Origin of the sequence: Asanoa ferruginea, assembly GCF_003387075.1 — a bacterium.
Classification (GTDB): Bacteria; Actinomycetota; Actinomycetes; order Mycobacteriales; family Micromonosporaceae; genus Asanoa; species Asanoa ferruginea.
On record NZ_QUMQ01000001.1, the window covers coordinates 4,644,010 to 4,668,798 of the forward strand.

At 69.1% G+C, this 24,789-nt stretch carries 14 protein-coding genes; 12 read left to right on the plus strand and 2 right to left on the minus strand.

The features are described 5' to 3' along the window. Positions 1 to 108 precede the first annotated feature (108 nt). The 12 genes from DFJ67_RS21930 to DFJ67_RS21990 all read left to right on the plus strand — a co-directional run bounded on the left by DFJ67_RS21930 (position 109) and on the right by DFJ67_RS21990 (position 20,542). Complete coding sequence (locus DFJ67_RS21930; protein ID WP_239097433.1) at positions 109 to 3,231, plus strand: glycosyl hydrolase family 95 catalytic domain-containing protein; 3,123 nt, start codon at positions 109 to 111, stop codon at positions 3,229 to 3,231. A 126-nt stretch (positions 3,232 to 3,357) separates the two neighbouring features. Next, positions 3,358 to 4,509, plus strand: coding sequence for a ThuA domain-containing protein (locus tag DFJ67_RS44745; protein ID WP_116076538.1), 1,152 nt, complete (start codon positions 3,358 to 3,360; stop codon positions 4,507 to 4,509). A 107-nt stretch (positions 4,510 to 4,616) separates the two neighbouring features. Next, on the plus strand, positions 4,617 to 7,487 hold the full coding sequence (locus DFJ67_RS21945) for a ricin-type beta-trefoil lectin domain protein (RefSeq protein ID WP_116069703.1): 2,871 nt from the start codon (positions 4,617 to 4,619) through the stop codon (positions 7,485 to 7,487). Between the two features lie 79 nt (positions 7,488 to 7,566). Beyond that, positions 7,567 to 9,738 carry a ThuA domain-containing protein gene (locus DFJ67_RS21950; protein WP_116069704.1) on the plus strand — a complete coding sequence of 724 codons (2,172 nt, stop codon included), beginning with the start codon at positions 7,567 to 7,569 and terminating at the stop codon, positions 9,736 to 9,738. Between the two features lie 25 nt (positions 9,739 to 9,763). Beyond that, positions 9,764 to 12,595, plus strand: a complete 2,832-nt coding sequence (locus tag DFJ67_RS21955) for a PQQ-dependent sugar dehydrogenase (protein WP_116069705.1) — start codon at positions 9,764 to 9,766, stop codon at positions 12,593 to 12,595. Between the two features lie 132 nt (positions 12,596 to 12,727). Beyond that, positions 12,728 to 14,035, plus strand: a complete 1,308-nt coding sequence (locus DFJ67_RS21960; protein ID WP_116069706.1) for an L-fuconate dehydratase — start codon at positions 12,728 to 12,730, stop codon at positions 14,033 to 14,035. Positions 14,036 to 14,080: 45 nt separating this feature from the next. Beyond that, positions 14,081 to 15,145 carry a sugar ABC transporter substrate-binding protein gene (locus DFJ67_RS21965; protein ID WP_116069707.1) on the plus strand — a complete coding sequence of 355 codons (1,065 nt, stop codon included), beginning with the start codon at positions 14,081 to 14,083 and terminating at the stop codon, positions 15,143 to 15,145. Next, positions 15,145 to 16,686: a sugar ABC transporter ATP-binding protein gene (locus DFJ67_RS21970; RefSeq protein WP_116069708.1), complete on the plus strand. Its 1,542-nt coding sequence runs from the start codon at positions 15,145 to 15,147 to the stop codon at positions 16,684 to 16,686. Before DFJ67_RS21965 ends, DFJ67_RS21970 begins: the two co-directional genes overlap by 1 nt. After that, positions 16,683 to 17,711, plus strand: a complete 1,029-nt coding sequence (locus tag DFJ67_RS21975; RefSeq protein WP_116069709.1) for an ABC transporter permease — start codon at positions 16,683 to 16,685, stop codon at positions 17,709 to 17,711. The genes DFJ67_RS21970 and DFJ67_RS21975 overlap by 4 nt, the downstream gene beginning before the upstream one ends. Positions 17,712 to 17,720: 9 nt before the next feature. Continuing rightward, positions 17,721 to 18,392 (plus strand): FadR/GntR family transcriptional regulator, encoded by a 672-nt coding sequence (locus DFJ67_RS21980; protein ID WP_116069710.1) that lies wholly within the window; start codon positions 17,721 to 17,723, stop codon positions 18,390 to 18,392. Positions 18,393 to 18,506: 114 nt separating this feature from the next. After that, complete coding sequence (locus DFJ67_RS21985; protein ID WP_116069711.1) at positions 18,507 to 18,971, plus strand: hypothetical protein; 465 nt, start codon at positions 18,507 to 18,509, stop codon at positions 18,969 to 18,971. After that, on the plus strand, positions 18,968 to 20,542 hold the full coding sequence (locus DFJ67_RS21990; protein WP_116069712.1) for a multicopper oxidase family protein: 1,575 nt from the start codon (positions 18,968 to 18,970) through the stop codon (positions 20,540 to 20,542). Before DFJ67_RS21985 ends, DFJ67_RS21990 begins: the two co-directional genes overlap by 4 nt. Here DFJ67_RS21990 and DFJ67_RS21995 read toward each other — a convergent pair whose 3' ends face one another. Both DFJ67_RS21995 and DFJ67_RS42340 read right to left on the minus strand, forming a co-directional pair. Further along, the gene (locus tag DFJ67_RS21995) at positions 20,543 to 23,392 is read right to left on the minus strand and encodes a putative bifunctional diguanylate cyclase/phosphodiesterase (protein WP_170215928.1); all 2,850 of its coding nucleotides are present in this window, start codon (positions 23,390 to 23,392) and stop codon (positions 20,543 to 20,545) included. A 215-nt stretch (positions 23,393 to 23,607) separates the two neighbouring features. Next, complete coding sequence (locus DFJ67_RS42340) at positions 23,608 to 23,991, minus strand: hypothetical protein (protein WP_147315564.1); 384 nt, start codon at positions 23,989 to 23,991, stop codon at positions 23,608 to 23,610. Between the last annotated feature and the right edge of the window lie 798 nt (positions 23,992 to 24,789).

Sequence of the window (24,789 nt, forward strand, 5' to 3'; positions counted from 1 at the left end):
CCGCTGTGGCTGCCCATTTCGGCGGATGGACAGCGCGGTGACGCCCGGCAGGCGTCGCCGTTGGCGGGGCACATCTACAGACGGACGATCACGAAGGGATCGTGTCGAATGAAGGTGCGTACGCCGATCCGTGCCGCGGTGCTCCTCCTGCTGGCCTGCGGCCTCGTCGCCACCGGCCCGGGACCGGCCAGCGCGGCTCCCACGGATGCCGCGTTCAACGCGGGCACGGGCGCCCTCGACGTCAACTACGGCAGCTACCTGTCCAAGCACGACATCGTCTACAACCGGCCCAACACCAACCCGTTGCACGGCCTGACCGTCGGCAACGGCAAGACCGGTGCGATGGTGTGGAACGCCAACGGCACCACGATGCAGGTGTCCGGCGTCGACCTGGCGGAGCAGTCCACCTACGCGGCCGGCAACCTCAACCTCTTCACCTCGCCGCAGATCGACAGCAGCTACAGCACGTTCCAGCAGCGGCTCTCGCTCTACGACGGCACCTTGACCACGAAATACGACAGCAACCGCACGGTGACGGTGTTCGGCGCGCCCAACTCCGAGGTGATGGGCATCCATGTCGACGACACCCGGCCCGGCGTGAGCAGCATCGGGCTCGACCTGTCGCTCTGGGACATGAACACGGTGCAGAACATCGCCGACGTGCCCAACCTGACGACCTGGCGCACGGTCAGCACGTTCGCCGACAGCACCGGCGTCGGGCTCTCCCGCGGCCAGGCCGACCCCAACAACTTCGGCTACACGTTCGCGGCGACCGTCGAGGGCGCCAGCTACACCTCGCAAACGGTGAACGGCACGCGGGTGCGGCTCAACATCACCCCGAGCTCGAGCTACACGATCTGGTTCACCGCGGCCAGCCGGATCAACTCGCCGAGCCAGAACTCGGTGCAGCAGGCCAAGAACCAGCTCGCCGCGGCCAAGTCGACGGGGTATGCCAGCACGCTGACCGCGTACAAGAACTGGTGGCATTCGTTCTGGGCCAAGTCGTTCGTGCAATACGGCGGCAGCGCCGACAACGACTACCTGGAGAACGCCTACTACCTGTTCACTTACATGATCGCGGCGGGCGGCTACGGCAACTATCCGCTGCACTTCATCAACGGCAACTTCCGGGCCACGCAGGACAACTCCAAGTGGAGCAACGGCTACTGGTATTGGAACCAACGAGACGTCTACAACTCGTTCTACGGCTCCAACCATCCGGAGCTGATGCGCACGTTCAACAACCTCTACGCGCGAAATCTCCCGGCGTTGAAGAGTTATACGCAGACCCGGTATGGCACGGACTCGCTGTGGGTGCCGGAGACGATGGGCTGGGACGGCAACGCCCGCGGCACCGTTGGCAGTGACTACGTCAACGACATCTACTCGACCGGCACCGAAGCCGCCTACAACATGTATCTGTATTACCGCTACACCAACGACGCGAGCTACCTCCAGAACGTCGCCTACCCGTTCATCCGCGAGTCGGTGCGGTTCTACCAGAACCGGTTGTCGCGCAACGGAAGCCAGTACTACATGGCCAGCTCCAACTCGCACGAGACCTACTGGGACGTGCGCAACGCGATCACCGACCTGGCCGCCGTGCGCCTGCTGTTCCCGCTGGCCATCCAGGTCTCCACCCAGCTCGGGCTCGACAGTGGACTGCGGGCCGGCTGGCAGGACGTACTCAACAACCTGGCGCCATACCAGATCCAGAACGGCGCCTACCTGCCGCACGATCCGCCCATCTCGCAGACCCGCAACGGTGAGAACGTGGCGCTGGAACTCGTCTGGCCCTATGACCAGACCGGGATCGGCTACGCCGACACGCAGACGGCCATCAACACGTTCAACGTGCGGCCGTTCCCCTACGGCAACGTCTGGGCCAACGACGCGGTGCACGCCGCGCGGCTCGGTCTCGGGCCGCAGGCGCAGTCCGGCATGAAGACGATGCTGCAGAAATACCAGAACTACCCCAACGGCATGACCAACAACACCAACGGGGTGTACGAGTACATCGGCGTCCACCTCGCCGCGATGAACGAAACGCTGATGCAGTCGTACAACGACAAGATCCGGGTTTTCCCGGCCATCCCGTCGGACAGCAACTTCGTCGGCAAGTTCACCCTGCTCGCCAAGGACGGCTTCCTGGTCAGCTCGGAGCGCGAGGCGCAGGAGACGAAATACGTCGGCATCCGCAGCCTTTATGGCAAGCAGGCGCGGGTGGTCAACCCGTGGGGCACCCAGCAGATCCGGGTGCGCCGCACCAGTGACAACGCGATCATCACCACGGTCTCGGCGGCCGAGGTGACGTTCGCGACGGCGGCCAACACCACCTACGTGGTGGAGCGGGTGGCCAAGCCGTTGACGTCCTACTCCGCGACGACGCTGACCGGCACGGCCAACCAGGGCGTGAAGTCGTTGTCCGGCACGGCGTCGACGTTCGGCCTCGGTGCGGCCGGGCAGGGCGGGCTGGTCAACGACACCGAGCTGACCTACGGGGCCAACTGGTATCAGACCACCGCCCGCGGCTACGGCGACTACAACGACGACACCCACCACACCAACACCGTCGGCGCCGAGGCGTCCTACACGTTCACCGGCACGGGCGTGGAATACCTCTCGGAACGCTTCGGCGACATGGGCAACGTCGACGTCTACGTCGACAACGTGTTCCAGACCAACGTCAACCTCAACGTGAGCGGCGCGCGGCAGGCACAGCAGGTGGTCTACAGCAAGACCGGGCTGGCCAGCGGGCAGCACACGATCCGGATCGTCAACAAGTCGACCTCGGTGGGCATGGTCGACGCGTTGCGGATCATCACCGGTGGCGGCAGCAACCCGACGGGCGGCACCGCGTTGCGGGCGATGGCCAACAACCAGTACGTGACCGCGGGCACCGCTCCGCTGATCGCCAGCGCGACGGCGGTCGGCGGATCGGAGCGGTTCGACCTGGTCGACCTCGGCGGCGGCAACGTGGCGTTGCGGGCCCGGGTCAACAACATGTTCGTCTGCGCGGAGAACGCCGGCGCCAACCCGCTGGTCGCCAACCGCGCGTCGGCGGGGTCCTGGGAGACGTTCGCCCGGGTCAACAACTCCGACGGCACGATCAGCTTGCGGGCCACCGTCAACAACAAATACGTCGTCGCGGACAACGGCGGGGCGGCAGCCCTGATCGCCAACCGCGACGCCATCGGACCGTGGGAGAAGTTCACGCTCGTCGCGAGCTGATCCCACTGAGCGGGGCCAGGGGAATGGCACACCCTGGCCCCACACCTTCCGTCCCACCCGCACCAGCCGAGCGTCGGCGGCCCGGCTCCTAGCCAACCCCCACATGAGCGGAGGAGGAGCACAGTGTTGAGACGTTTGGTGTCAACCCTGGCCGGGCTCGCCATCGTGCTGGTGGCCGCGTTGTACGCGGCACCCGCGTCGGCGGCCCCGGTGACCAAGGTCCTGGTGTTCTCGAAGACGGCCGGTTTCCGGCACTCGTCGATACCCAACGGCATCGCGGCGATCCAGCTACTCGGGTCGCAGAACGGCTTCACGGTGACGGCCACCGAGGACGCCGCCCAGTTCACCACCGCCAACCTGGCGCAATACCAGGCGGTGGTGTTCCTCTCCACGACCGGCGACGTGCTCAACGCGACGCAGCAGAGCGCGTTCGAGTCCTACATCGCGAGCGGCAAGGGCTATGTCGGCGTGCACGCCGCGGCCGACACCGAGTATGACTGGGCCTGGTATGGCGGCCTGGTCGGCGCCTACTTCTCGTCGCACCCGGCGATCCAGACCGCGACGATCCGGGTCGAGGACCGCAGCAACGTGATGACCTCGCACCTGCCGGCCGACTGGACCCGCTCCGACGAGTGGTACAACTACCGGACCAACCCGCGGGCCAACGTACGCGTGCTGGCGCGCCTCGACGAGAGCACCTACAGCGGCGGGACGATGGGCGACCACCCGATCACCTGGTGCCAGAACTACGGCGGCGGCCGGGCCTTCTACACCGGGCTCGGGCACACCGAGGCGTCCTACACCGAGTCCAACTTCACCCGGATGCTGCTCGGCGCGATCCAGTGGGCCGGCGGGGCACAGACCGCCACCTGCACGCCGGCGACCACGCCGCCGGTGTCCGGCACGGCGTGGAAGGCGTTGGCCAACAACAAGTTCGTCAGCACCGGCGCCGGCAACCTGATCGCCAGCGCCACCGCCGCGTCGACCAACGCGGAGCGGTTCGACGTGGTCGACCTCGGCAGCGGCAACGTCGCCCTGAAGTCGCGGGCCAACGGCATGTATGTCTGCGCGGAGAACGCCGGCGCCAACCCGCTGGTGGCCAACCGGGCCGCTGTCGGCGCCTGGGAGACGTTCGCGCGGATCAACAACTCCGACGGCAGCGTCAGCTTCCGGGCGCAGGCCAACGGCCGCTATGTGGTCGCGGAGAACGGCGGCGCCGCCGCCCTGATCGCCAACCGCACCGCCATCGGCGCATGGGAGAAGTTCAGCCTGAGTTAAGGAAGGGCCCCTTCTTAACGCGGGCCCCCTCCTAACGCGCGCAACCGCGCGGTCGGCGCAGACCGGCCGCGCGGTCGCGCACCCCTACCCAGCACAGGAGCATCCACATGCGACGTACGTCCCTGCGCCGCAGACCGCGCTTCCTCAGCGCGCTCGGCGTCACCCTGCTCGCCCTGGTTAGCCTCACCGCGGTGGTCACCGCCGCCCCCACGCCCGCGTCGGCGGCGCCGCCCGCGACGAACCTCTTCGAGAAGGTCAAGCTCGACGGCGGCACCTCGATGGGTGAGCCGATCGAGTTGGCCGTGGCACCCGACCAGAAGGTCTTCTACATCAACCGCGGCACGTCGTCGGGCGGCGGCCAGGTCCGCCTCTACAACCCGACGACCCGCACCACGACGGTCGCGCTGACGCTGGCGCTGGACGCCCGGTTCGAAGACGGCCTGATCGGCATCACGCTCGACCCGGCGTTCGCCTCCAACCGGTGGCTGTACCTCTTCTACTCGCCCGCGCAGGCGGCCCTGGTCAACCGGATCTCCCGGTTCACCTTCAACGCGACCACCAACGTGATCGACCCGGCGTCCGAAGACATGATCATCGAGTGGCCGACCGAGCGGCGGCTGTGCTGCCACTCCGCCGGCTCGATGACCTGGGACACCGCGGGCAACCTCTATTTCGCGGTCGGCGACAACACCAACTCCGGCGGCGACTCCGCCGGAATGGCGCCGATCGACGAGCGGACCTCGCGGGACGCGCAGTATGACGCCCAGCGCACGGCCGGCAACACCAACGACCTGCGCGGCAAGATCAACCGGATCAAGCCGACGACGACCGGCACCTACACGATCCCGTCCGGCAACCTGTTCGCGCCGGGCACCGCCAACACCCGGCCCGAGATCTACACCATGGGCAACCGGAACCCCTACCGGATCTGGGTCGACAAGAAGGCCAACAACACCCTCTACTGGGGCGAGGTCGGTCCCGACGCCGGTGCCACCATCGCCAACCGCGGTCCGGCCGCCTACGACGAGTTCAACCGGGCCACCGGGCCCGGCAACTACGGCTGGCCCTACTGCGGCGGCCCCAACGTCGCCTACAACGACTGGGACTTCGCCGCCAACGCCCCGCGCGGCTGGTTCCCCTGCGGCGGCACGACCGGCCCGGTCAACAACTCGCCACGCAACACCGGCCTACAGCAACTCCCGCCGACCAAGCCGGCCCTGGTGTGGGAGCAGCACGGCGGCAGCCGCGAGTGGCCCGCCCTGGACAACCCGGGCGGCTGCGGCTCGCCCAACCACACCGAGGTCTACCACTACGACCCGAACCTGGTCTCGGACGTGAAGTGGCCGGCCTACTACGACAACAAGTGGCTGATCTCCGAGTACTGCCGCAACTGGATCAAGGAAGTCCAGTTCAGCGGCGGCCCGGTGACCGGCACGCCGACAGTGATCGAGCCGGTGCTGGCCGGGATGCAACTCGTGCATCCGATCGACATGGAGTTCGGCCCGGACGGGTCGCTCTATCTGCTCGAGTACGGCAACGGCTACTTCTCCGGTGACGTCGCGGCCGGCCTCTACAAGATCAACTATGTCGCCGGCGGCCGCGCACCGATCGCCGTCGCCTCCGCCAACCGGGACAACGGCCTGACCCCGCTGGCCGTCACCTTCTCCAGCGCGGGCAGCACCGACCCCGACGGCGACCCGCTGACCTACCAGTGGGACTTCGACAACAACGGCACCGTCGACTCGACGGCCGCGAACCCGTCGTTCACCTACACCACCAACGGCGACAAGCGGGCCCGGCTGACCGTCAACGACGGCACCGGCCGCAGCGGCACGACGCTGCTGCCGATCGTGGTCGGCAACAACCGGCCCACGGTCACGCTGGGCGGTGTGCCGGCCGGCGGCATGATCGGGTGGGACGAGAACGTCACCTCGACCGCGACGGCGACCGACGCACAGGACGGCACGATCCCCTGCGCCAACATCGTCATCCGGGCGGCGCTCGGCCACCAGGAGCACGCGCACGAGGAAGGCCAGGGCACCGGCTGCGGGTTCACCGTCAACACCGGCCCGGTGCACGCCGGCCCCGACTCGACGCTGTTCTTCGTGCTCCGGTCGAGCTACACCGACCGCGGCGCGACCGGCACCGTGCCGCTGACCGGCGAGAAGGAGATCACCCTCTGGCCCAAGCAGTGGCAGGCCGAGCACTACGTGACGCTCAACGGCCCGCAGGTGATCACCGCCGCCGGCGCCGAGGGCGGCAAGCGGCTCGGTGACATCCAGAACGGCGAGTACGTGCGGCACCACGCCGTCAGCCTCAAGGGCATCACCCAGGTCCGTGCCCGGGTGTCGTCCGGCGGCGCCGGCGGCACGGTCTCGTTCCGCTACGACTCCACCACCGGTCCCGAGGTGGCCCGGGTCGCGGTGGCCGGCACCGGAAGCTGGGACACCTACACCGACATCACCGTCCCGGTGACCAAGCCCGACGACAACACCCACGACCTCTACATCGTGTTCACCGGTGGCAGCGGGGCGTTCCTCGACCTCGACAGCTACACGTTCATCGGACCCGGCGTGAGCACGCCCGGTAGCGGTGGGCCCCGCACCGGCGCGATCAAGGCGCTCGGCAAGTGCGCCGACGTCAACGGCAGCGCGACCGCCGACGGCACGAAGATCCAGATCTGGGACTGCAACGGCGCTTCCAACCAGACCTGGACGGTCGGCACCGACGGCACCATCCGGGCCCTCGGCAAGTGCATGGACGTCCAGTCCAGCGGCACCGCCAACGGCACGAAGATCCACCTCTGGACGTGCAACGGCACCGGCGCACAGCAGTGGGTCACGGCGGCCAACGGCGGGTTGCGCAACCCGCAGGCCAACAAGTGCCTCGACATCCCGGCGTCCAACGTCACCAACGGAAACCAACTGCAGATCTACGACTGCAACGGCACCGGCGCCCAGAACTGGACGCTGCCGTGACGTCGGTTCGCTGAGCCGCGCGGGGCCCGATCGCGCCGACGACCGGGTCCCGCGCCCCCTTCCGTAAGGAGTCGCAAGCATGCGCATCCGCGCCCTCGTACTCGGGGTCCTCAGACGTCGCGAGGCTGGCGCCTCGCCACGTCTTCGGGGCGTCGCCGCCGCCGCGGCGCTCGCCCTCGTGGCGGGCCTCGCGGTCGCGGCGCCGGCCCAGGCCGCCCCGCTCACCAAGGTCCTGGTCTTCTCCAAGACGGCCGGTTTCCGCCACTCGTCGATACCCAACGGCATCGCGGCGATCCAGATCCTCGGGTCGCAGAACGGGTTCTCGGTCACCGCCACCGAGGACGCCAACCAGTTCACCACCGCCAACCTGGCCCAGTATCAGGCCGTCGTCTTCCTCTCCACGACCGGCGACGTGCTCAACGCCACGCAGCAGACCGCGTTCCAGTCCTACATCACCGGCGGCGGCGGTTTCGTCGGCGTGCACGCGGCCGCCGACACCGAATACGACTGGCCGTTCTACGGCGAGCTCGTCGGTGCCTGGTTCGCGTCGCACCCGGCCAACCAGACCGCGACGGTCCGGGTCGAAGACCGCGGCAACGCCTCCACCGCACACCTGCCGGCGACCTGGTCCCGGCTCGACGAGTGGTACAACTACCGCACCAACCCGCGGACTACCGCCAAGGTGCTGGCCAGTCTCGACGAGTCGTCCTACAGCGGCGGCACGATGGCCGGCGACCACCCGATCACCTGGTGCAAAAACGTCGGGAGTGGACGGTCCTGGTATACCGGGCTCGGCCACGTCGAAGAGGCCTACACCGACGCCAACTTCACGAAGATGCTGCTCGGCGGCATCCAGATCGCGGCCAACAACCGGCCCGCCGACTGCCGGCCGGAGACGGGCTACACCGCGCTGTTCGACGGCACCCAGGCCAGCCTCAACAACTGGCAGCAGATCGGGCCGGGCAACTTCACGCTGGCCAACGGGACGCTGAGCTCGGTCGGCGGCATGGGCCTGCTGTGGTACCCGGTGCGCACGTTCGCCGACTACTCGCTCAAGGTCGACTGGATGATGCCGGGCGACGACAACGGCGGCGTCTTCATCGGCTTCCCCAACCCGGGCACCGACCCGTGGAACCCGGTCAACCAGGGCCACGAGATCCAGATCGACGCGACCGACGCCGACCCGTCGCGCACCACCGGCAGCGTCTACAGCTTCTCTGGGCCCAACTTCGCGCTGCGCGACGCGGCGCTGAACCCGCCGGGATCGTGGAACACCTACGAGATCGGCGTACACGGCGAGCGGGTGGAGATCTGGCTCAACGGCATCAAGATCAACGATTACCAGAGTACGCGGGCCATCGCCAACGGCTACATCGGCGTGCAGAACGACGGCGCCGGTGCCGACATCAACTATCGCAACATCCGGATCAAAGCCGGCGGCGGCACCCAGCCGGCCACCGACATCGCACAGGGCAAGCCGGTCGTGGTGTCGAGCGTGGAGGGTGGCAACCTCGCCGCCTACGCGACCGACGGCAACTCGGCCACCCGCTGGGGCAGTGCCTACAGCGACCCGCAGTCGGCCACCATCGACCTCGGGCAGTCCTACAACCTCTCCCGCGTGCGGCTCAACTGGGAAACCGCGTACGGCCGCGCGTACCAAATCCAGACCTCGCCCAACAACTCCACCTGGACGACGGTCTACTCGACCACCACCGGTGACGGCGGCGTCGACGACATCACGCTCACCGGGACCGGTCGCTACGTGCGGATGAACGGCACGCAGCGGGCCACCCAGTGGGGCTACTCGCTGTGGGACTTCAACGTCTACGGCACACCCGGCGGCGGCACCGGTCCCACGCTGCTGTCCCGCAACCAGCCGGTGACGGTCTCCAGCGTCGAGCCGGGTTCGCCGCACGCCGCCGCCAACGCCGTCGACGGCAACACCGCCACCCGCTGGGGCTCGGCCTACAGCGACCCGCAGTGGATCACCGTCGACCTGGGCTCGGCGCGGACCGTCAACCGCGTCCGGCTCCAGTGGGAGGCGGCATACGCCCGGTCCTACCAGATCCAGACCTCGACCAACGGCTCGACCTGGACGAACTCCTACGCCACCACCACCGGTGACGGCGGCGTCGACGACGTCACCCTCACCACCCCGCCCACCGCCCGCTACGTCCGCGTCAACGGCACGCAGCGCGCCCTCACCCAGTACGGCTACTCCCTCTGGGAGTTCGAGGTCTACGGCTCCTGACCCCCGCACGAAAGGAACAACCCCCATGCGCTCGTCCCCTCGGCGCTGGTCGCGGCTGCTCGCCGTTGGCCTGCTCAGCGCCGCCAGCTCCACGCTGGCGGTCACCTCGGCCGCTGCACCCGCCGCCGCGGCCGACATCCCCGCCGCCGACTACCAGCAGGTGCAGCTGGCGGTCGGCTCGGCGGAACTCGGTGAGGCCATGTCCCTGGCCGTGTTGCCGGACCGCACGGTCATCCACACCGCCCGCAACGGCGTGGTCCGGGTGACCGACGCCGCCGGCAACACCAAGGTCGCCGGCACCATCCCCGTCTACACGCACGACGAGGAGGGCCTACAGGGCGTCGCGGTCGACCCGAACTTCGCCACCAACCGCTACGTCTGGCTCTACTACTCGCCGCCGCTGTCGACGCCCGGCGGTGACGCGCCGACCACCGGCACCGCGGCCGACTTCAACGCCTGGAAGGGCCACCTCAACCTGTCGCGGTTCACCCTCAACTCCGACAACACGCTCAACATGGGCAGCCAGGTCGTCACGCTGACCGTCGACAACGACCGCGGCCAGTGTTGCCACGTCGGCGGCGACATCGACTTCGACGCGGCCGGCAACCTCTACCTGACCACCGGCGACGACACCAACCCGTTCGAGAGCAACGCGTTCACGCCGATCGACGAGCGGACCAACCGCAACCCGCAGTTCGACGCGCAGCGGTCCTCCGGCAACACCAACGACCTGCGTGGCAAGGTGCTGCGAATCAAGCCGACCGCCGCCGGCGGCTACACCATCCCGTCCGGCAACATGTTCGCGCCGGGCACCGCCAACACCCGGCCGGAGATCTACGCGATGGGCTTCCGGAACCCGTTCCGGATGAGCGTCGACAAGCCGACCGGCATCGTCTACCTCGGCGACTACGGCCCGGACGCGGGCGCCGCCGATGCCAACCGCGGCCCGGGCGGCCAGGTCGAGTTCAACCGGATCACCGCGCCCGGCAACTACGGCTGGCCCTACTGCACCGGCAGCAACTCGACCGCCGAGACCTACAACGAGTTCACCTTCCCGAGCGGGCCGTCGCAGGCCAAATACAACTGCGCGGGCGGGCCGACCAACAACTCGTTCCGCAACACCGGCCTGCAGACCCTGCCGGCGGCGAAGCCGGCCTGGATCCGCTACGGCTTCGACTCGACCCCGCCGGAGTTCGGTGGCGGCTCGGAGTCGCCGATGGGTGGCCCGGTCTACCGCTACAACGCGTCGCTGAACTCGGCCGTGAAGTTCCCGCAGTCGCTCGACGGGCGCTTCTTCGCCGGTGAGTACGGCCGGCAGTGGATCAAGGCGATCGCGGTCAACAGCAACGGCACCCCCGGGGAGATCTCCGACTTCCCGTGGGACGGCACCCAGGTGATGGACATGGCCTTCGGGCCGGACGGTGCGCTCTACGTGCTCGACTACGGCACCGGCTCCAACAACCAGGCGCTCTACCGGGTCGAATACATCGGCGGCGGCAACCGCAGCCCGGTGGCGGTCGCCTCGGCCAACAAGACCTCGGGCCCGGCGCCGCTGTCGATCACCTTCTCCTCGGCCGGCTCGTCCGACCCGGAGGGCGGCGCGCTGTCCTACCTGTGGACGTTCGGCGACGGCACCACGTCGACGGCGGCCAACCCGACGAAGACCTACAACACCAACGGCACCTACACACCGACACTGCGGGTGACCGACCCGACCGGGCTGTCCGGCACGGCGAGCCTGGTCGTCACGGTCGGCAACTCGGCACCGACGGTCAACCTCAGCGCCCCGGCCGATGGCGCGCTGTTCAACTTCGGTGACACCATTCCGTACACGGTGAGCGTCTCCGATCCTGAAGACGGCACCATCAACTGCGCGCGGGTGTCGGTGACCTACTTCCTCGGCCACGACAACCACTCGCACCAGATCACCTCGAAGACCGGCTGCTCCGGCACGCTCACCGTGCCCACCGACGGCGAGCACGACGCGGCGGCCAACATCTTCGGCATCTTCGTGGCGTCCTACACCGACAACGGTGGGCTGACCACGACCAGCCAGAAGACGTTGCAGCCGCGGCACCGCCAGGGTGAGCACTTCGGCGCGCAGTCCGGCGGGGTGCAACTGGCCAGCCACGCGGCCGCCGAGGGCGGCGCGACCGTGGGCTTCATCGACAACAACGACTGGATCTCGTTCCGGCCCTACAACCTGTCCACCGCGACCAGCATCACCGCACGCGTCTCGTCCGGCGCGACCGGCGGCACCATCGAGGTGCGCAGCGGCTCGCAGACCGGCACGTTGCACGGCACGCTGACGGTCGCCTCGACCGGGAGCTGGGACACGTTCGCCAACGTCAGCGCCAACCTGACCAACCTGCCGTCCGGATCGACCCAGCTCTTCTTCGTGTTCAAGGGCGGGGCGGGCAACCTGTTCGACCTCGACGCGTTCACGCTCAACTCGAGCGGGACACCGCCGACCGGCGGGTCGACGCTCAAGGCGCTGGTCAACAACCAGTTCGTCAGTGCCGCCAACAGCACGACGCCGCTGATCGCCAACAAGGCGACGGCGGGGCTCACCGAGCAGTTCGACGTGGTCGACCTGGGCGGCGGCAACGTCGCGCTGCGCTCCCGGGCCAACAACATGTTCGTCTGCGCCGAGAACGCGGGTGCGGCGGCGTTGGTGGCCAACCGGGCCTCGGCCGGGTCGTGGGAGACCTTCGCGCTGGTCCGCAACTCCGACGGCAGCGAGAGCCTGCGGGCGACCGTCAACAACATGTATGTGGTCGCGGAGAACAGCGGTGCCGCGGCGCTGATCGCCAACCGGGCGGCGATCGGACCCTGGGAAAAGTTTGATCTCGTCTAACTCACCGTAGCCAGTCATTGGATGAATCGCCCCGGCGACGGGGCGATTCTTCCTTTGTGGAGAGCGAAGGTCTTGCCATACATCCGACCACCTGGTAAACATCGGACCTATGAATGCGCGTGAGGTTCGTCGATGACCGCCCGGTTCGTGTCGCTGGACACCTATGACGTGCGGTTCCCGACCTCGCGTGAGCTCGACGGCTCCGACGCGATGAACCCGGACCCGGACTATTCGGCCGCCTACGTGGTGCTGCGCACCGACGAGGTCGACGGTCACGAAGGGCATGGGTTCGCCTTCACCATCGGGCGCGGCAACGAGGTGCAGACCGCCGCGATCGCCGCGTTGCGCCCCTACCTGGCGGGTCGCCTGGTCAAGAACGTCCTCGACGACCTGGGCGGGTTCTGGCGCGAGCTGGTGCACGACTCGCAACTGCGCTGGCTGGGCCCGGAGAAGGGCGTCATGCACATGGCCATCTCGGCCGTGGTCAACGCCCTCTGGGACCTCAAGGCCAAGCAGGCCGGGCTGCCGTTGTGGCAGCTGCTGGCCTCGATGCCGCCCGAGGAACTGGTCTCCCTGGTCGACTTCCGCTACCTGACCGACGCGCTCACCCCGGGCGAGGCGCTCGAACTGCTCCGCCCCGGTGCCGTCGGCCGCGAGGAGCGGGTCGCCGAGCTGCTGGCGCAGGGCTACCCGGCGTACGCCACCTCGCCTGGCTGGTTGGGTTATGACGACGCGAAGCTGCGCCGGCTCTGCCAGGAGGCGATCGACGCCGGCTTCACCCAGATCAAGCTGAAGGTCGGCGCCAACGTCGACGACGACATCCGCCGGTTGCGGATCGCCCGCGAGGTGTGCGGTCCCGACTTCCGGATCGCGGTCGACGCCAACCAGCGCTGGGACGTCGGCCAGGCCATCGAGTGGGTCGGCGCGCTGGCGCCGTTCGAGCCGTGGTGGGTGGAGGAACCCACCAGCCCGGACGACGTGGTCGGGCACGCGGCGATCGCCCGCGGCATCGCACCCGTGCCGGTGGCCACCGGTGAGCACGTGCAGAACCGGGTGGTCTTCAAGCAGCTCCTCCAGCTCGGCGCGGTGTCCTATGTGCAGCTCGACGCGGCCCGCGTCGCCGGCGTCAACGAGAACATCGCGATCCTGTTGCTGGCGGCCAAGTTCGGTGTGCCGGTCTGCCCGCACGCGGGTGGCGTCGGCCTCTGCGAGCTGGTGCAACACCTCTCGCTCTTCGATTACGTCGCGGTGTCGCGTTCCATGGACAACCGCGTCATCGAGTACGTCGACCATCTCCACGAGCACTTCGTCGATCCCGTGCAGATCCGCGCCGGTCGCTACCTGGCACCCCAGGCACCCGGCTTCAGTTCGACAATGCGCCCGGAAAGCCGGGCAAGGTTCGCCTTCCCCGACGGCCCGGCCTGGTCGCGCGCCGTCTAAGAACCGCACCCCTACCCATCCCTCTACCCACCACAGAGGACAGCGATGATCCTGAACAGACGCGCCGTCGTCAGCGTGGCGGTCGTCGCCGCATTCGCCGCGGCGACCGCTGGTTGCAACTCGTCCGACAGCGGCTCCACCGGCGGCAGCGGCACCGACGCGGGTGCCAAGCAGCCGCCGATCGCCGTCGACCTGCCCCGGGCCGACTCCGACTTCTGGAACTCCTACGCGAAATACATCCCGCAGTACGCGCAGGAAACCGGCATCAACATGATGACGCCGACCAACTCGCAGAACGACATCGCCAAGCTGGTCGCCAACGCGCAGGCGCTCACCGCCCAGGGCGCCAAGGCGATCGTGATGGCTCCGCAGGACACCGGCGCCATCGCCACGACGCTGACCATGCTGGAGAGCAAGAAGATCCCGGTCGTCTCCGTCGACACCCGGCCCGACAAGGGCAAGGTCTTCATGGTGGTGCGGGCCGACAACCGCGCCTACGGCCAGAAGGCCTGCGAGTTCCTCGGTGAGAAGCTCGGCGGCAAGGGCAAGGTCATCGAGTTCCAGGGCTCGCTCTCGTCGGTCAACGGTCGTGACCGGTCCGAGGCGTTCGCCGAGTGCATGAAGTCGAAGTTCCCCGGCATCACCATCTTCGAGGAGCCGACCGAGTGGGAGGGCGCCAAGGCGTCCGCGGCGCTCCAGACCCGGCTCGCCCAGCACCCCGACATCAAGGGCATCTACATGCAGGCCGGCGGCGTGTTCCTGGCGCCGACCCTGCAACTGCTCAAGTCGAAGAACGCGCTGGTGCCGCCGACCGACCCGAAGCACATCTTCATCGTCTCCAACGACGGCATCCCGCAGGAGTTCGACGCCATCCGCAAGGGCGAGATCGACGCCACCGTCTCGCAGCCGGCCGACCTCTACGCCAAGTACGCGCTGTTCTACGCCAAGGCCGCGGTCGAGGGAAAGACGTTCACCCCTGGACCGACCGACCATGACAGCACCATCATCGACGTCGGCAACGGCGTGCTCGAAGACCAGCTGCCGGCGCCGCTCGTGACGAAGGACAACGTCGACGACGCGTCGTTGTGGGGCAACCAGATCGGGAAGTGATGACCGCAGCTCTGTCTGACGCGGTCGGCGGTGGGGCTCGCGCCCTGCCGCCGGCCGTGGCGGCTAACCAGATCACCAAACGCTTCGGCGCGACGACCGCCCTGGCCGACGTGAGCGTGGCGATCCGGCCCGGCGAGACACACGCCCTGGTCGGGCGCAACGGCGCCGGCAAGTCGACGCTGGTCTCGGTGCTCACCGGGCTGCACCGGGCCGACGAGGGCACCGTGTCGTTCAACGGCGAGCCGGCGCCCGCGCCGGCCGACCGCGACGGCTGGCGCCGCCAGGTCGCCTGCGTCTACCAGCGCTCGACCATCATCCCGACGCTGACGGTGGCGGAGAATCTCTTCCTCAACCGGCAGACCGATCGTGGCTTTATCCGCTGGGGTGGGCTGCGGCGGCGGGCGGGTGCGCTGCTCGAGGAATACGGCGTCGCGGTCGACCCGGCCGCGCTGGCCGGCGACCTCAACGTCGAGCAGCGCCAACTCGTCGAGATCGCCCGGGCGCTCTCGCTGGGCACCCGCTTCATCATCCTCGACGAGCCGACCGCCCGGCTCGACGCGACCGCCATCGAGCGCCTGTTCGTCCGGCTGCGGTCGCTGTCGGCCTCCGGCGTGACGATGCTGTTCATCTCGCACCACCTGCGCGAGGTCTACGAGGTGTGCGACACCGTGACCGTGCTCCGCGACGCCCGCTGGGTGCTCACCGAGCCGGTCTCGGCGGTCAGCCACGACCAACTCGTCGCGGCGATGACCGGCGAGGCCGTCGGGCTGACCGAGGTCGCGCCGCGCGAGGTGCCGCCCGGCGACAGCGTGCTGTCGTTGCGGGGGTTGACGCTCGCTGACGCCTACACGGGAATCGATCTGGAGCTGCGAGCCGGCGAGATCGTCGGCGTCACGGGTTCGGGCAGCAGTGGCAAGGTCTCGCTCGCCGAGACGGTCGGCGGGCTGCGGCGCGCCGACAGCGGCACGGTCTCCGTCGGCACTCTACCGGTCGGTGCCGGTGTGCCCGCGGCGCTCAAGGCGGGCATCGGGCTGGTTCCGGAAGACCGGCACCGCGAAGGCCTCGTGCCTCTGCTGTCGGTGGCGGAGAACGCGACCCTGCCGATCGCCGACCGGCTGGGACCCGCGAGCGTGGTGTTGCCGGCCCGGCGCACCGCTGCGGCCGAAGCGATGATCAAGAAGTACGACATCCGCACCGAGAGTCCGGCCGCGCCGGTATCCAGCCTCTCCGGCGGCAACGCGCAGAAGGTCGTGCTGGCCCGCGCGCTGTCCACCGAGCCGCGGGTGCTCGTGCTGATCAACCCGACCGCGGGTGTCGACGTGCGCTCCAAGGAGTCGCTGCTCGGCGCGGTGCGGTCGGCGGCCGACCAGGGGACCGGCGTGCTGATGGTCTCCGACGAACTCGACGACCTGCGGCACTGCGACCGCGTGCTGGTCATGTTCCACGGCCGCGTGACGGCCACACTGGCCCACGGCTGGGACGACGCACAGGTCGTCGCCGCGGTCGAGGGTGTTTCTGCTGCAGAAGGAGCGGAGTCATGAGCGGCACGACCACCACGGCACCGCCGTCGACGCCGGCGGAGCCGGCTGCGCGGCGGCTGACGGGGCCTCGGCTGGCGCGGATGCGGGACCTGGCACTCGTACCCGCGATCATCGTTCTGGTCCTGGTTGGTGCCTTGATCGATCCGGTGTTCCTGAGCAGCGCCAACATCACCAACGTGCTGCAACAGCAGACCGAGTTGTCGCTGCTGGTGCTGGCCGAGGCGATCATCCTGATCGGCGGCCGGTTCGACCTGTCGCTCGAGTCGACCGTCGGCCTCGCACCGGCGCTCGGCGTGGCCCTGGTCATTCCGGCCGCCAGCAACGGCATCGGCACCGAATGGTCCTCGGCCCTGGCGATCCCGATCTGCCTGCTGGTCGGCCTGGCCATCGGCGCGTTCAACGGCCTGCTGATCCTGCGGTTCGGGCTCTCGGCGTTCATCGTCACGCTCGGCATGCTGATCGTGCTGCGCGGCCTCCAGATCGGCATCACCGGCGGCCAGAACCTGTTCGAGTTGCCGGAGTCGGTGCTCTACCTGGGCAACGCCCTCTGGCTGGGCCTGCCGGCCTCGATCTGGATCTGCGCCATCCTGTTCGCGATCGGCATCGCGGTGCTCGGCTTCTTCAGGCACGGGCGCGCGGTGTACGCCATCGGCGGCAACCGTGACGCCGCCCGCGCGGCCGGCATCCGGGCCGACCGGGTGATGTGGATCGTGTTCATCGTCGGCGGCGTGCTCGCGGCCCTCGCCGGCCTGCTGATGACCGGCCGGCTCGGTTCGGTCGCGGCAGCACAGGGCGACGGCATGATCTTCACGGTGTTCGCGGCGGCCGTGATCGGCGGGGTCAGCATGGAGGGCGGCAAGGGCACGCTGTTCGGCGCGCTGTGCGGCGTCATCGTGCTCGGCCTGATCAACAACATCCTCACGCTCGCCGGCGTCTCGGCACAGTGGATCCAGGCCATCTACGGCCTGATCATCCTGGTGGCGCTGATGCTCGCCCGGTTGACGACCGGTAAGGCCCAGGACTGAGGTGATCGCGTGGCGTTGACCGACGAAGCCATCGACAAGATCAAGGAGATGATCGTCTCCGGGGCGCTCGGCCCCGGAGACCGGCTACCCAAGGAGGCCGATCTCGCCGAGCGGCTCGGGCTGTCTCGCAACTCGTTGCGCGAGGCGGTCAAGGCGCTGTCCATCATCAAGGTGCTCGACGTGCGGCAGGGCGACGGCACCTACGTCACCAGCCTCTCGCCCGACCTGCTGCTCGAGTCGCTGAGCTTCGTGGTCGACTTCCACCGCGACGACACCGTGCTCCAGTTCCTCGAGGTCCGCCGGATCCTGGAGCCGGCCGCCACGGCGCTGGCCTCGCGGCGGATGAACGATGCCGACATCGCGAAGCTGCAACGGGTGCTCGACGAGTTGGGTGCGTCTCCCTCGGTGGAGGCGCTGGTCGCCAACGACCTCGAGTTCCACCGGGCGATCGCGGCCGGCTCGGGCAACGCGGCGCTGTGCTCGCTGATCGACGGCCTCTCCGGGCCGACCACCCGCGCGCGGATCTGGCGGGGGCTCACCCAGGAGGGTGCGGTCGACAAGACCCGCGAGCAGCACCAGGCGATCGTCGACGCGATCGCCGCCCGCGAGCCCGAACTCGCCCGATCGTGGGCGACCGTGCACATCGCGGGTGTCGAGGAGTGGTTGCGACAGGCCCTTTGACCTGCCGTGTACGTCGTTCGGCGTACTGTCGGATACTCCCTGTCGAGTACGAACCTGTCACAGCCCGGTCATAGAGTCATCGCGTCCGACACAGACTCTTCGAACGGGGTTCCGATGCGCTCGTTGTTCATCTGGCTGTCCAGATTGATCGCGCTCGCCGTGGTGCTCCAGGTGCTGTTCGTCGCCTGGGGCGCGTTCGACATCTTCAAGAACGCGGGCGACGGCGTCGCGTTCACCGAAGACACCGACGCCAACGTCGGCCAGATGCTGCACTCGGTCGTCGGCATGATGGTCATCCCCGCGCTGGCGCTGATCTTCGGCATCGTCTCGTTCTTCGCCAAGGTCCCCGGCGGCGTGGCGCGCGCCTGGATCACGGTCGGCCTCGTCGTGCTCCAGATCGTGCTGGCCTTCGTGTCCTTCAGCGCGCCCGTGGTGGGCATGCTGCACGCCCTCAACGCGTTCGCGATCGCGGGCATCGCCGGCATGGCCGGCAGCCGTGCCTCCCGTGCGTCCAGCCCTGACACCTCCGTCGCCGCCCCCGTCGGGAGCAGCGACCCAGGGGTCACCGCGGGCGCATGACGGCGCTTGACGACCCGGCCGAGCAGGCGACAAGCTCGGCCGGGGCGCACGACCATGCCCTTTTCCCTTCTGACCCGGCGCAGTCGTCCGGCGGTGCGGAGGCCGCCGGGCGTCGAAGCTGGGTCCGCCACCTCACCCGCTGGGGTGCGATCGGGTTGTCGCTGATCCTGGTGGGCACGCTCGGCTACCTCTGGTTCGACAGCCGGGTCCCGTCGACCTATTCGGTGCTCGAGATGGGCTACGCCGACTACGGCGGCGGCGCCGTTCCCCTGGCCGGGCACCAGCATGCCGGGGGAGTGAGCGTCGCAACCTTGACCGGCCCGTCTTCGGGAACGCCGGCGGTGACGGCGACGTTGACCGCGCGCGAGGAGTCGTTCTCGCTGGCTTCGGGGGAGCGGGTCGACGGCTTCACGCTCAACCACGCGTCGCCGGGTCCGGAGATCCGCGCGAAGGTCGGCGACCTGGTCCAGGTCGACCTGGTCAACGAGTCGGTGCCCGACGGTGTGGCGCTGCACTGGCACGGCGTGCGGGTGCCCAACGCCGAAGACGGTGTCGCCGGGGTGACCCAGGACGCGGTGCCGGTCGGCGGGCGGCACACCTACCGGTTCGTCGTGCACGATGCCGGCACCTACTGGTACCACTCCCATCAGGTGTCCCACGAACAGGTGAAAGGCGGCTTGTTCGGCGCCCTGGTGGTCGACGCGGCCCCCTCCGACGTCGTGGCCCAGGTGCACACCTACGACGGCCGGCGCACGGTGCAGGGCGCGACCGGGGAGCGGCCGATCCCGGCGCCGGCCGGGGTGCCCACCCGGCTGCGGCTGATCAACACCGACAACGGGCCGCTGCCGGTGTCGGTGACCGGGGCGCCCTACCGGGTGCTCGCGGTCGACGGCCACGACCTGCACGGCCCGACCGACATCACCGACCGGCGGCTGGTGATCGCGGCCGGCGGTCGCGCCGACCTCTCGGTCACGCCACCGGCCGGAGGCGGCGCCGTCCGGGTCGACCTCGGCGCCGGCTCGTCGCTGGTGGTCGGTCCCGCGGGCGCGTCGGCGCCGGCCGCGGTCAACCCGGAGGCGGTGGTCGACCTGCTGACCTACGGCACGCCGGCCCCGGTCGACCTGGACACGTCACACTTCGACCGCGACTTCGCGTTGAGCATTGGCCGGTCGCCCGGCTTCCTCGACGGCCGCCCCGGGCTGTGGTGGACGATGAACGGCCACCTCTACCCCGACGTGCCGATGTTCATGGTGCGCACCGGCGACATCGTCAAGATGACGATCAGCAACGACTCGGGCGAGGTGCACCCGATGCACCTGCACGGCCACGTAGCCCTGGTGTTGTCCCGCAACGGTGTGGCGACCAGCGGCAGTCCATGGTGGACCGACTCGCTCGACGTCGACGACGGCGAAACCTACGTGATCGCCTTCAAGGCCGATAATCCCGGCATCTGGCTCGACCACTGCCACAACCTGCCCCACGCCACCGACGGGATGATCGCCCACCTGGCATACGAGGGATATACGACTCCCTACGTAATCGGAGGAAAGGCCGACAACGCGCCCGAGTGATCATTCTCGGTCGGCGCGGGGGAGGGCGACGCTGGCGTCACTCTCGATGCGGATTCGGGCGACCAGTTCGACCCCGTCGGCGCCGCGTGCGCCGTCGCCCGTCGGCTCGGTCGCGTCGGTCGCCGAGCGGCGGCGGTTTTTGACCGGGACGCGCGGCACCGGGTGAGTGGGCGGGGCGGGCGGTTCGAGGCCACGACCCGCGTTGCCGCGGCTCGGCGCAACCGGCTTGGCGTCGGTGGCGGGGGCTTCCGGTGCTGCGGTCTCGGCTCCCGGCCGGACGTCTTCGCCCTCGTGCTGGTCGGCGGCGTTGGTGTTCGCCGCGGCCCGGTCGACCCCGACCCGCGGTGCGTTGCCGTTGCCGGTGGGGGTCGGGCGGCGAACGCCGTTGGCCGTCTTGGGCTCGGCGGGGATCGGGTCGAGGAGACGGCGGGCCAGGTCGCCGTTGGCTTCGGTGGGTGCGGCACCCAGACCGGGCACCGGGCGGGGGATCGGTTCGGCGTCGCGAGCCAGGGCGCCACCTCGGCCGATGGTCGCGGGGCGGCGGAGGCGCGCGAAGGTCTCCGGGTCCTGCGGTCGGCCCCACAGCCAGCCCTGGCCGTAGACGACGCCGAGCGCCTGGAGCACGTCGCGCTGGGACTGGGTCTGCACGCCCTCGGCGACCACGCTCAGGCCCAGCGCCGAACTCATCGCGACCACCGCGCGGACGATCTCTTCGTCTTCCGGGTTGGTGCCGAGGCCGCCGACGAACGCCCGGTCGATCTTCACACCGGTGACCGGGTGGCGGCGGAGGTAGCCCAGCGCCGAAAAGCCGGTGCCGAAGTCGTCGACGACGAGGCGGACGCCCAGGCCGCGCAGATCCGCCATCACCTGGTCGGTGACCTGCGAACCGTCGACCATGACCGACTCGGTGATCTCCAGCATCACCGACGAGCCGTCGAGGCCGTGCTCGACCAGCGCTTCGGCCAGCTCGCCGGACAGGCGGGGGTCGCGGAGCTGGCGCGGTGACACGTTGATCGACAACCAGAAGTCGTCGGCGACCACGTCGTTCTGGCGCCACTCGGCGAGCTGGCGGAGCCCCTCGCGCATCACCCAGCGGCCCAGGTCGGTGATCAGCCCGGTTTCCTCGGCGACCGGGATGAACTTGGTCGGGGCGATCGTCCCCTTCGTCGGGTGCTCCCACCGGATCAGCGCCTCGACCCCGGCGAGGCGCGCACCGCTCATCCGGACGATCGGCTGGTAGGCGAGGCGGAGCTGGTCGTGCGCGAGCGCATGGCGCAGGGCGAGCTCGATGTCGATCCGGTCGCGTACCCGGTCATGCATGGTCGAATCGAACAGCACCCAGCCACCGCGGCCCTCGGCCTTCGCCTGATACATCGCGGTGTCCGCGTCACGCAGCAGCCCCTCGCCGGTGACCATGACGGGGCCGGCGGCTTGCGGGCCGCGTACGACGTCGGTCATCCCGGTCTTCGAAACCGGCACTGCGGCGGAACTGGCGATGCCGATCGACCCGGACACCACCACGTCGGACGCGGTCGCCTTGAGCGGCAGTGTGAGGCTGGCCAGGATCCGCTCGGCGAGCGCGACCGCCTCGTCGGGCGTGCTCTGGTTGGCGATCACGAACTCGTCGCCGCCGACCCGTGCCACAGCGGCGCCGGCCGGCACCGTGCGGCGCAGCCGGCGGGCCACCTCGACGATCACCCGGTCGCCGGCGTAGTGCCCCCACGAGTCGTTGACCAGCTTGAACCCGTCGAGGTCGAGGAAGAAGAGCCACAGGGGCCGGTCGGGGTCGGCAGGCCGGGCGAGCAGCTGCCCGACGTGGTCGACGAGCAGCGCGCGGTTGGGCAGCGCGGTCAAGTGGTCGTGCGTGGCCTGGTATTCGTATTCGCGCTGCGCGGCCGCGTAGGCCTGCACCGCGGAAACCGCCCGCAACAGCAGCAACGCGACCATCAGCGCGCCGCCGACGGCCAGGACGATGCGGTCGAGCGTGGTCTGGTTGGGGATCGCCGCGGTCAGCACGAACGGGACCGCGAGCGCCGGGATGATCAGCAGCAACCGGCGCCAGGACCAAGCTTGGACAGGCAAGGGGGTACGCCGGCCGATGTCGCGCATCGACGGGTGCAGCGCGCAGGCGCCGATCAGCACGAAGCCGAGGACGAAGGGCAGGTCGATCAGGCGGTTGCCGTTGAGCGTGCCGTTGACGCCGATGATGGCGTAGCCGATGTCGCCCACCAGCAACAAGACCATCGAACCGATGAGCATGAGGTAGCTGGGGCCGCGGATCGAGGTGGTGAAGGCGACGTTGGCGACCAGCAGAACCAGCACCAGGTCGAGGAGCGGATAAAGCCCCGCGACGGTGGACACGGCGGCGGAGCGGTTCTCGATGCCGGCGGCCGGCATCGAGAAGAGCAAGGCGAAAATCAACCCCGCGCCGATCCCGAGCAGCAACCCGTCGATGATCGCGTGCCGCTTGGGCCCGTGTTTGACGGTCAGGAAGCCGATCAATGCGGCGAACATGAACGCATATCCGGGCAGCGTGAACGCGTCGCCGGCAAGTTCGGTCGCCCCGCTCTGCTCGGTCGACCACGGCCGAATGGCCGCACCGACCACGAAGAGCACGGAGGCTATAGCGAGCAGAGTCCAGGGCCAACGCGGCCGCGCCCGAAACCGACGCGGCCCGACGATCAGCGCGGCGGCCGCGCCCAAACCAACGACGGCGAACGTGACGTCATTGGCCACGGTGCCGTCGGTGAGCAGATATGCGATTGCGGCAAGCAGTCCGACCAGGACGAACACCCCGGCCGGCAAAGCGGAGGCCAGCGTCTTCGAGCCGGCCGAGACCGCACGTGGCATCTCATCGCCCCCTGCGCGGACTTCCGGCGAAGTTACCCAGCGAACCACGACTGTAGCAGGGCCCATTGGCGCTAAGTGATGGTTCTTCGCGTTTGTCAGCCAGATTCACCAAGGTGCTGCCGAGTGAGCAGTTTTGGTCTCACGCACGGGACTCACGTGATTACCGTGAGGTGGCCCATGAGGTCCGCGTGACCGACGATCAGCCTGTGTTCTGTCTACTGTGGCCGCCCATGCCGCACGAGCTCCTTGATGGCGGTGGTCGATGGTGCCGAGTCAAGCGCTCGGAGCGTGCCCCCGTTGCCGAGCCAACGCTGCGCGGCCCGCGCATCGCCGCCGGCAGACAGCCCGCCGGCGATGAGCAACGGCAGCGTGACCGCGTAGCGGGGCACCATATGCGCGGGAAACCGGTGCGCCAACCGTGCGACGGCGGTGGCAACCCGGATGGCGTGCTCATTCCCCGGCGGCACGCCCGCGCGGTCCTGCTCAGCGGCCAACCACCGCCAGCCGTGCGCCGCGTCGCATTGTTCGCAACCGACCGCACCGGCCCCGAGCGCCGCACCGCAAGCCGAACAGGTTGTATGCGCGAGAGCGGCATCCATGACCCGCCACCCAACCCCACGCGGGTCAGCAGCGACTGTGGCAGCGAACGCCGGCACGTCGTCATCCCCTACGTCGTAGTCACGCAGCGCCCGCAGCCAGGCCCTCCCGATGTCATCGTCAATCCACCGCAAACAGGCCACACACGACGGCGCCCGCCCCGGCCGCCGCCACCCACACCCCACGCAACGTGGCAACGGTCGCAGATCCATTCGGTGATGCTCCCAGAAACAGCAAGGGGTGACTTTGTGGCGAACGCGCCCTCATTCGGACGCGGTGTTGCCCGCGACGCATCTTGCCAAGAAGCGGCTTCGCCTGCGACGTGTGAACATGCTCGTGACGGGGCTTCGCGCGACGCGGCGTCGCCTGCGAGGTGGCCTTGCCGGCGATGTGGCTTTGTTCGTGACGCGGCTTCGCCTGCGACGCGGCTCCGCCTGGCGACGCGGCTCCGCCTGGCGACGCGGCTTCGCCTGATGCGGCCTTGGCTGCGAGGTGGCCTTGCCGGCGATGTGGCTTTGTTCGTGACGCGGCTTCGCCTGCGACGCGGCTCCGCCTGGCGACGCGGCTTCGCCTGATGCGGCCTTGGCTGCGAGGCGGCTTGCTCGCGGTGCGGCTCTGCCTGCAGCGCGAAGGACGGCCAGGTCATGGCCCGGCCGCAGACAAAGGATGCCTCACAACCTCGGGCGTGGCGTGCTGGCGGCGGGGTGTCTTCACGCGGCGTACATGTTCTTTCGTGTGCCTACATAAAAGAACATGTACCGTGCGAGACCGCATGCCCGGCCCGGCTCGACACGCCGGAG

Coding starts and splice junctions, on each gene's coding strand:
- DFJ67_RS21985 (WP_116069711.1), top strand. CDS start 18,507: ATGCGCTCGTTGTTCATCTGGCTGTCCAGATTGATCGCGCTCGCCGTG.
- DFJ67_RS21930 (WP_239097433.1), top strand. CDS start 109: ATGAAGGTGCGTACGCCGATCCGTGCCGCGGTGCTCCTCCTGCTGGCC.
- DFJ67_RS21955 (WP_116069705.1), top strand. CDS start 9,764: ATGCGCTCGTCCCCTCGGCGCTGGTCGCGGCTGCTCGCCGTTGGCCTG.
- DFJ67_RS21960 (WP_116069706.1), top strand. CDS start 12,728: ATGACCGCCCGGTTCGTGTCGCTGGACACCTATGACGTGCGGTTCCCG.
- DFJ67_RS21950 (WP_116069704.1), top strand. CDS start 7,567: ATGCGCATCCGCGCCCTCGTACTCGGGGTCCTCAGACGTCGCGAGGCT.
- DFJ67_RS21995 (WP_170215928.1), bottom strand. CDS start 23,392: ATGCCACGTGCGGTCTCGGCCGGCTCGAAGACGCTGGCCTCCGCTTTG.
- DFJ67_RS21990 (WP_116069712.1), top strand. CDS start 18,968: ATGACGGCGCTTGACGACCCGGCCGAGCAGGCGACAAGCTCGGCCGGG.
- DFJ67_RS21970 (WP_116069708.1), top strand. CDS start 15,145: ATGACCGCAGCTCTGTCTGACGCGGTCGGCGGTGGGGCTCGCGCCCTG.
- DFJ67_RS42340 (WP_147315564.1), bottom strand. CDS start 23,991: ATGGATGCCGCTCTCGCGCATACAACCTGTTCGGCTTGCGGTGCGGCG.
- DFJ67_RS21975 (WP_116069709.1), top strand. CDS start 16,683: ATGAGCGGCACGACCACCACGGCACCGCCGTCGACGCCGGCGGAGCCG.
- DFJ67_RS21965 (WP_116069707.1), top strand. CDS start 14,081: ATGATCCTGAACAGACGCGCCGTCGTCAGCGTGGCGGTCGTCGCCGCA.
- DFJ67_RS21945 (WP_116069703.1), top strand. CDS start 4,617: ATGCGACGTACGTCCCTGCGCCGCAGACCGCGCTTCCTCAGCGCGCTC.